Raw genomic sequence first — 8,079 nt, forward strand, 5'->3', positions numbered from 1 at the left:
GATAACTCATGAAACCGAACGCCTGAGAGTGCACAACACTGGAAGTGGTCATGTTTTATCTTCCTCGTAATTAAGGCTATCGACGTTTCTAGAGACTCGAAAGAAGGCATCGGAATATCCGGGTCACACAACAGCTACATCGAACAGCCAATCCAGAACAAAAATACGAAAACACAACGCTACGTCTTGTCATCTTCGACTCAGCACCAACTTATTACGGCTATCTTCTTTGGATGGCGAGTCGAAGCCAATTGCCAGGGAGTGGCGATTTCCTTCCTCATCGAGCAACACAATATGGATACCGGGATCCAGATGCCGGCGGTACAATTTTCGCTTGTCGCCATTTGCCAACCCGTCATACCAATACGTCATGTCGTCCGTTCGATGCATGCTGATAATCAACTCACCCTGCGCTGGTCCTCCACCGTCAAATGAAGTCTTGAGATTTTTTTGACGGCTTCTCATCAATCCCCACAAATAGGGATCGAAGGACAACCCCTCAGGACTTGGGCTGTCGGCATTTTCAAGATTAGCCGGATTGAAGGCGTAACCGGTATAGCTAAAGAATGTCTCGTCGACCAGCTCACTTTCCCACTGCACTGTCGAAATATTGTTCTCGATGTACAAAGTGCTAAAGAGAACGGGATCGATACCCCGCCGCAAATAGCTCAAATACCAGTAATCAATGGACTGACGATAATAGCTGAAATAATCCCACTCAGGATTCGTTTGGCTGGGCGGTGCATCGTGCCCGTCTTCATCTTTCCATTTACGCACACGGTTAAATTCATAATGAGACAGTGGAGGTGTCGTCGGCCGGATACCCCGCACTTCCACCTCATAATTTTCAGTTCTCTCATCGGTAGAGTTTTGAATACCATAAGGCGAATCAAATTGCGCATAGAAGGTCCGACTACCTTCTTGTGCAAGACAGATATAAAGCTCGCGATAACGTACACCATTATTTTTTGGCACCGGCGGCGCCAACGAATAAGTTCGCGCTGCAGTGGCCGAAAAAAATCTGAAGCGATTTCTAGTTTTGCTGGCAGCCCAAGGTGTATGACTGCCGTATTCAATGCCTTCCTGGCCCACCGCTATGAATGGAATTGGAACATTCGTCACTTTATCGACCAACCTGAGCGTAGCCAGTTCAGCATCGCTCACGGGGATGTATTGTTGCGTTCCACCCACGGTGACTGATTTCGTTGCGATGGTAACGATAACGGGGATTTGCTGAAAACCATTACTGAAACAACTGTCCAAGCCATTATTGACGGCGATGGTAAACTCATTAAGTTCCAGCCAACGCGGCTCTGGTTGTACTTGTTCGGAAAGCTGGATAATGCTGAAACCGCTTGCCCTGGCCTGACCATTCACCAGATAAGAACATCTCACCACACTAATTCGGGACGTGGGCTGGGCGGGAGGTGTGTAGACACCATTTTCATCCACGTCCCCTTCACCGATAACGACCCATCGAACGTCATCTTCGGGCTCCAGGTCGGCATACAGCCGAATCGGATCGCTTGCGGTTATCGCCGCAACATAGGGTGGATCGACCGGCAGCGTGTGCGCCGCTTTCATCAACACGACGGTTGCTTCAATCGTCTCGTTGAACTGCGGATCGGTTACCCTGATTCTCTGCAAGGCTAACGGTTCTGTCAGGCTGGCAGGCGGTGTATAGATCGCATGATAATTATCAACGACCTCAAGCGTGCCCTCATCCGGCGAAAGCGTCGGCCATCGCAAGCTCCCACTGCCCAAGGTCGTCACGGTAATCTCGACGGGCGTAGGGTTACTCCCCACACCACGCACGCACACCCTTGGCGAAATGTTCATGCTTTCAAAAACACCGAGCACCAAGGCCGAACTCTTCTGGAGCTTCCCGCCTTTCATGTACTGTGCCGTCACCACGATCGGCTGTTGTTCTCGACCCATTCGTATTGGATCTGGCGCGGTATAGACCCCGCCCGTGGCGGTAATCGTACCCACCGAAAACGGGCTAAAAGGGTTGCTGACACTCCATTGAGCGCTAACGCTAGACCCGTTGCTCTTACGTGCAACAAATGTCTGAGGCAGGCCACCACTCTTCAAGCTGATGAACGCTGGTTCGACGCTCACTGTTTCGGAGGTCGGCTCAATATTACCCAACACCAATAAATCATGAGGCGTATGTCGCCCGTTATTACTTTCGATGAAAAAGTTGTCGCTTGGAAAAAGCAGATTCTTCAACACATCAAGCTGTACTTCGTCGAGCAGTTCGATCCATTCGCTGTTCAGAACCAGTGCAGCCGAATAAAGATTCCGCCCGCCTGCCTTGTCGTCCGGAATCAGATAGGGGAAGTCACTGCCCTCAATCGGAAGCCCGTCCCCGTTTTCATCATGGATTTTCAGGCGAATGAATAGCACCACCGCACCATCCTCCGGATTATCGGGGGCTTTCTGCGTCCGAATGTAGAATCCGGTCGGGCTCAAAGGGTTATAGCCACTGAAGTCAAACAGCCCCAGCTCAAAAATCCGTTGATCCTGCGGTAATACCGCCAAGCGGCTTTGGATCAACGCCGCTACGGGCTTGTCGACCCCGGGCATTCCCCCGAGATTACACGTCATCGACAGATCGCTCGCCACATCCAATGTCACCCGTCCCCGTTTATCCACTTCCCCTTCAATCTGGTTCAGGCTCAGCTTCATCTGAATGTGGTAACCCATCGCTTCGGTAATATTGAAACTGGACAGCAAGCGGACCGCCCCCCCGCCGACCGGATGACTCCTGGCGGTATAACTGCCGCCTACGATGTTCATGGTTAACGTCACCCTGGACTGGTTCAGCGAAGCCGACTCGAATGACAACACTGGTTTGCCCAGTAATAGGCCGTCCAATGTCATGGACTCTGTTCGATCATCCAGATAGGCCACACCACTGATTGGCGGGATGAAACGTCCTTCGTGCAACCAGGTTAAATATTGCGTTTCCAACAAGCGGTTGAGTTGTTCCCGACCAAAAGCGACGATCGCTCCCCAACCGTAAGTGATCGAGCGTCCGCGCATTTTACTCAACAGATTTTCCAGTGAATTCGACATGATCATTCTCCAGCCATTAGCGTGAGTGCCAGGAACTTACTGGTCATCGGCACAGAACATCTGGATCGTTTCGGGCACACTGAACAGCGGCAACGGCAGGACAATGTAGCCATCATCCGAAGCTCCACCCGGCCTCGCGGGAGGCGCCAGGACGGTAACGACCACAAACTTGTCCGGTCCTGCTGGGTTCAAGGTCAGCAAACCGGTAACGGCATCGATGTGCGCAGAGTCACCGCCCAACAGCACTTGCCACGTCTCGCCCCAGTCACCGGGGTTGATGGGACCGTCCTCGCCCATGATCGACAACTGGAGCTGGTTTTCCGGCAAAACGGCGGCTTCGTTGATTGCCACTTCAAGCAGCGCTGTTCGGTGCAGTACCAGCACGCTGGTTGTCTCGCTCACGCTGGTCCGTGGGTTAGTCACCACAATCGTGTCGACGGTAGGCGGCGATTTGGCGATCGGCGGCCCCGGCACATAGCTGTGGTCCTTGCCGTCGGCGGGGTTGGGTCTTACCACCGCTCCAGAGTCCGGATCCTCCATGGACCAAATCAGCGCCCCGCCGTCCGCGGCACCGGCCGATACGTCGTGGGCCAGGGAGTCCCCGGCCGTGGCGATCATGATCAGCGGGTTGATGGCCATGCTCCGGCTCGTGATACTCACCAGCGCCGAGCTGGTGTGGGTGCCGTCGGTGGCAGTGATGACCACCCGGATGGAACTGCGGGGCATCTCGGCGGCGGTGGGTGGGGTGTACAGGCCCGCGTTGGTGATGCGGCCCTTGGGAACGGTTTCGCCGAGGATATTGCGCACGGACCACGTTAAGTTGTCGCGGCGCGGTTCGGTATGGAACTGCCGCGCAACCGTGTGGGGGATGATAGGCTCCAGGTCGGTGATGCTGAAGGCGGTTTGTGTCGGGCCGACGTGACCGAACAAGGCCCAGTCGGTTGGTGTGTGGACGCTTTGAAGGCTGATCGAATTCTCGCCCCGGAATAGTAGACTATTAAGCGTAAATATATTGAGAACGGGTAAAGTTGAGATAAATCTCTCATAGGCTGCATCAATGGTCAAAACTATCTTGTTTTTGAAAATACCAAGGAGCACCTCATACGACTCAGCAGTTTTAAAAAAATTCTCCAACTCGGGCGATGGATTTACTGTGTAGTGATCTACAAGTTGCGTTTCTCGCTTTTTAAAAACCAGATCCCCACCTTCAATCAAAAGCTCAAACCCTAGAGATGCCTGATAACCAAAATTAACTTTCCCCGGCACATTGAGTATCGACTCCATATACCTGCGAAGAGTCACTGATTGCGACTTATAGCCAACTACAGCCAAACCACAATACTGTATAGCAGACCCAGTCCACATAACATAGCCGGGTGTAACAAAGGAAAAATACGTCGAAATATCTCCCGTATCAGCAAAAAAATCCAGCTCAAGATACGGGATTTCCATATCGCACAAAGCATTACTCTCCACCCCCCAAGGTTCCTTTATCCCTCCCTTCGTCCCCCGAATCCCATAAAAAACATCATCCTGCATGATATCCCTGTATGCAAATTCCAGCATTTGATTAACTTTTTTCAGCCCCTCACCCATCACCTGCTCTTTGAGCATATCGCACCCGAGCAATACCGTAGCAGTATGCCCCTCTGGCAACAGATACTTCAGGTCGGCATTGTCGATAGGAGCAGTGCCGTTGGCTTTTCCTTCCATAGCGACAAATAACAATACCGCGCCTTCACCTTCGTCTTCATTGGCCAATAGCCTCGCACCCGAACCCTGTTTGTTATGAGTACGGATAATGAACTTCGAAGGCTTCAGAAACTGATTCTGTTCAAATCGCAAATCGTTCAGCACGAAAATCTTCTGCTCTGGCGGCAACCCTCTGAAATGCGTCTTGAAGCGTTCGCCTGCGACTCGCTGCAAATGCTCGGACGGCATGTCGATCAACCGATAATTGCTGCCTTCCGAAATATCGAGTTCCACCCGCCCTGCCGAACTCACCGAACCGGTGCTCGCCATCAGATCAATGTCAAACTTAAGCCCTGGCCCATCCAATACATCTTTCTCGGAAATCCTGGTGAGCGACCATTGTTGGGCGCCCTCAAATTTAGTGAACGACAGATGGGTGCCACCGACCTCTTTCATTGTTAACTTTGCTGAAGAACTCTGCAAGTTTGAACCCGCAAATGAAAGTCGCGGTGCGTCCATCTGGTAGTTATGCAAAAAATCCTTATGCGTCGGCGTCGTATTGTCCCGTATCTCCTCGGTGATCGGCTGCATATAATCACCGGTTCCGAAGCGGGTAATGTATTCCTGCATCAAGACCTTATTGGTCTCACTGCGCCCATAGGCCAGAACCGCCCCCCAGCCTAATGTACGGGGCTTTACTTCAAGCCAGTCCAACAGTGCGTCTACAGAATTGATTTCCATGACAAGACCCTCTCACTGAACAGGATCGGCGACTGACACTCTGATTTAGCGAACCAGCGTCACCGTGGTATTTCTAAAGGGTGTGAATGTTTCACCACCGTCGAAACTGACACGTGCAGTTAGTGAAAAACTTTCACCGTTTTGGAGTTTTTCCAGAAAATCTCTTTTAGGCAGTTTCGCCTCTACCCTTTTGTTTCGGAACTCGGCTTCTGTGACCGGCTGGGCATTACGAACCGGATAGGAGAGTTGGGCTGCGCTGGCTTCCATCGTCAATAGTTGCCCTTCTGCCATGAATGGCCATGCATCGAACCCCGAAGACTCAATGACCAGGTCTGCACCGCTGAATGGCACGTTGGACAACAACATCTGGTTGCCCGTGATGTGTATGGAGGTCGTAAACGGATAGCGGGTTTCCGGTAAGGGCGTGATCAACAGGTTGAAATGAACAGAGTCCTCGTCCTCCACCTTGTAGAACACCGGAAAATAGCGGCCTTGGGCGACCGTCGACATGTTGGCCGCGATAGCGGTGGCGGGAATATGAAAACGCCTGCCCGAAACAGGCACTGTCGTCGTGTAGCGCCCACCGTTTGGATGCCCCTGCCAATGCACTTCCACTGAGCCGGAGCCGACTTCTGCGGTTTCAGGGATCCTGACATATGCGCCACTGGTACTTGCTTGTAATGTCCCCTGGTTCTCTGCACCAGGGGTGGCGTCCTCGATAATCGGCGGGGGCAGATATAACGGCTTGCTGATGTCCAGAAGCAAGGGTTCGGCCGCAAGGGCAACACCCGCCCGGGCGTACTGGTAAACCACTTTCACCTGGCTATTGCTGTTGGCTGTCAGCCATTGCGGCTCGACATGAAATTCAATGAGTGCGCTGTCCAGGATCGAACGATCGACCCGCAGTGCCTTGGTGACACTCTTGATCTTTTCGCTGCCCGTCCAGTACAGCAGTACCCAGTCGTTTTCCTGGATGTCCGGATAAACCGGCTTCATCTGCAAGGTCAGGCCATTGGGATAATGTCCAGGATTGATCGGGCCCTCGGTGTAGCCCTTGACCGTAATAGCAGGCAACAAGGCAGAGCCGGGTTCGACAATATCGATTCTCTGCGGCTCGGACTCACTGAACTGTGCGGGTTGACCGGCGTATTGAACGCGGTAGCTGATATCGGCATGTTCACCCGCAATGCCAACAATCTCGATATACGGCACGGTGAACGCCAGAGGCTGGCCCAGATGTTCGGCCCTGATTTCCTTGGATTCGCGATACACGGGTTCTGGAAGGCCCTGGAAATAGCCTTGCCAACTGAAAACGACCTCATCGGCGACGCTCATGGCCTGGTAGGGTGGTACCACGGCGGTAGCCCCTGCCGAAAGGACGTTTCTGGGATCCACCGAGCGCTCGTGAGATTCCTTTACTTGCGGGACAGGCAGCTTGCGTTTCCCTACGTAGCACAATATTCGAAGCGATTCCGGCCCTGGGTCATCAGGATCACCGGGCGTGGCCACGGCATAGGAATAAAATACAAATCCCTGATCCAGTTGCCTGAGCAGGTCATTGGGAATATTCACTGGCATTCCCCGCTCAGGGGTATAGCCGCCACTTTCTGTCACATCCACTCGAGAATCGCTGAAGTCGGCCACTTCACCTTGTGCGCCACACCCTCGCCAGTGCGGCCAAAGCACATCGCCGATAGTCATACCGGGAAACTTGATATAGGTGAGCAACGGAGCATTGCTCAATTGCTCCAGATCGATCCAATTACCGGGCTGTAGGGCCGGGATCTCTGGGCGCGGGTTCAAGTCGGCCATGGAATAACGCCTCGGAAATTCGAGAGCAATAGAGCATCGGAAATCACACTGTAGATTTCGATGAAAGGCGTTGTCCACTAACAGAACTGCTAGGTTCCAGGCAACTTTTCAAGTGGTAACGTTGAATCCTGATGCTGTCGCCTCACCCACAATCATTCGCATGGGCCATATTACTATGAAGTACATCAAAGCCTTCGTTTTCGGCTTATTGCTGAGCAACTATCTTGTTTATTCTGGCTCTGCTTTTTCTGCGACAGGCACCATAATACTTAGAGATAAGGACAATGCTATTTGCTCTTTTGACCTGCCAGAACCAGGCCAGACCAAAATGTACAGCTTTACCATCGAGCCTTATCCTTGCGAACGCTGGGATAACAGAGCCCGCACAATCCAATTAGCAGAAGTGCCTTCAGCCACTGTCATTTTGCTGAGTGATTTCGGGGGCTGCCTGACAAGTGGTTATACCTGGTTGAAGCTCAAGACAACAAAGAAACAAACCTCCACATCAATTCAGCCCATTGAATACCTCACGACCTACAGAAAAAATCAGATAATTGAACCAGGATTGCAAATGGTTGACTTGGGAGTCACAGAAGAATTCAGAGACAAGCTTTCTTGCATCCAGATAACAACCTCGGCAGCACCACCTTCTTCGCCTTAACCTCATTCAAATTCTGATCTCCAACAATGAGAAACGGGCCATGACCACTTCAAAAACCGTGCACTCCCAGGCATTCGGATTCCTGAGCTACG

4 protein-coding genes are annotated in these 8,079 nt (G+C 52.2%); 1 reads left to right on the top strand and 3 read right to left on the bottom strand.

What is annotated here, in order from left to right:
* Nucleotides 1-189: 189 nt before the first annotated feature.
* From ACODSJ_RS24465 to ACODSJ_RS24475, 3 genes are read right to left on the bottom strand one after another with little or no spacing between them, the layout of a single operon-like run.
* Nucleotides 190-3,081, bottom strand: coding sequence for a hypothetical protein (locus ACODSJ_RS24465; RefSeq protein ID WP_489104187.1), 2,892 nt, complete (start codon nt 3,079-3,081; stop codon nt 190-192).
* A gap of 36 nt (nt 3,082-3,117) precedes the next feature.
* Nucleotides 3,118-5,514 carry a hypothetical protein gene (locus ACODSJ_RS24470; protein ID WP_489104188.1) on the bottom strand — a complete coding sequence of 799 codons (2,397 nt, stop codon included), beginning with the start codon at nt 5,512-5,514 and terminating at the stop codon, nt 3,118-3,120.
* Nucleotides 5,515-5,559: 45 nt separating this feature from the next.
* Nucleotides 5,560-7,326 (bottom strand): hypothetical protein, encoded by a 1,767-nt coding sequence (locus tag ACODSJ_RS24475; protein WP_489104189.1) that lies wholly within the window; start codon nt 7,324-7,326, stop codon nt 5,560-5,562.
* A 112-nt stretch (nt 7,327-7,438) separates the two neighbouring features.
* Between ACODSJ_RS24475 and ACODSJ_RS24480 the strand changes: the two genes are divergently transcribed.
* Nucleotides 7,439-7,987: a hypothetical protein gene (locus tag ACODSJ_RS24480; RefSeq protein WP_489104190.1), complete on the top strand. Its 549-nt coding sequence runs from the start codon at nt 7,439-7,441 to the stop codon at nt 7,985-7,987.
* Nucleotides 7,988-8,079: the final 92 nt, after the last annotated feature.

Source organism: Pseudomonas sp. FG6 (genome assembly GCF_057809015.1).

Coding starts and splice junctions, on each gene's coding strand:
- ACODSJ_RS24465 (WP_489104187.1), bottom strand. CDS start 3,081: ATGTCGAATTCACTGGAAAATCTGTTGAGTAAAATGCGCGGACGCTCG.
- ACODSJ_RS24470 (WP_489104188.1), bottom strand. CDS start 5,514: ATGGAAATCAATTCTGTAGACGCACTGTTGGACTGGCTTGAAGTAAAG.
- ACODSJ_RS24475 (WP_489104189.1), bottom strand. CDS start 7,326: ATGGCCGACTTGAACCCGCGCCCAGAGATCCCGGCCCTACAGCCCGGT.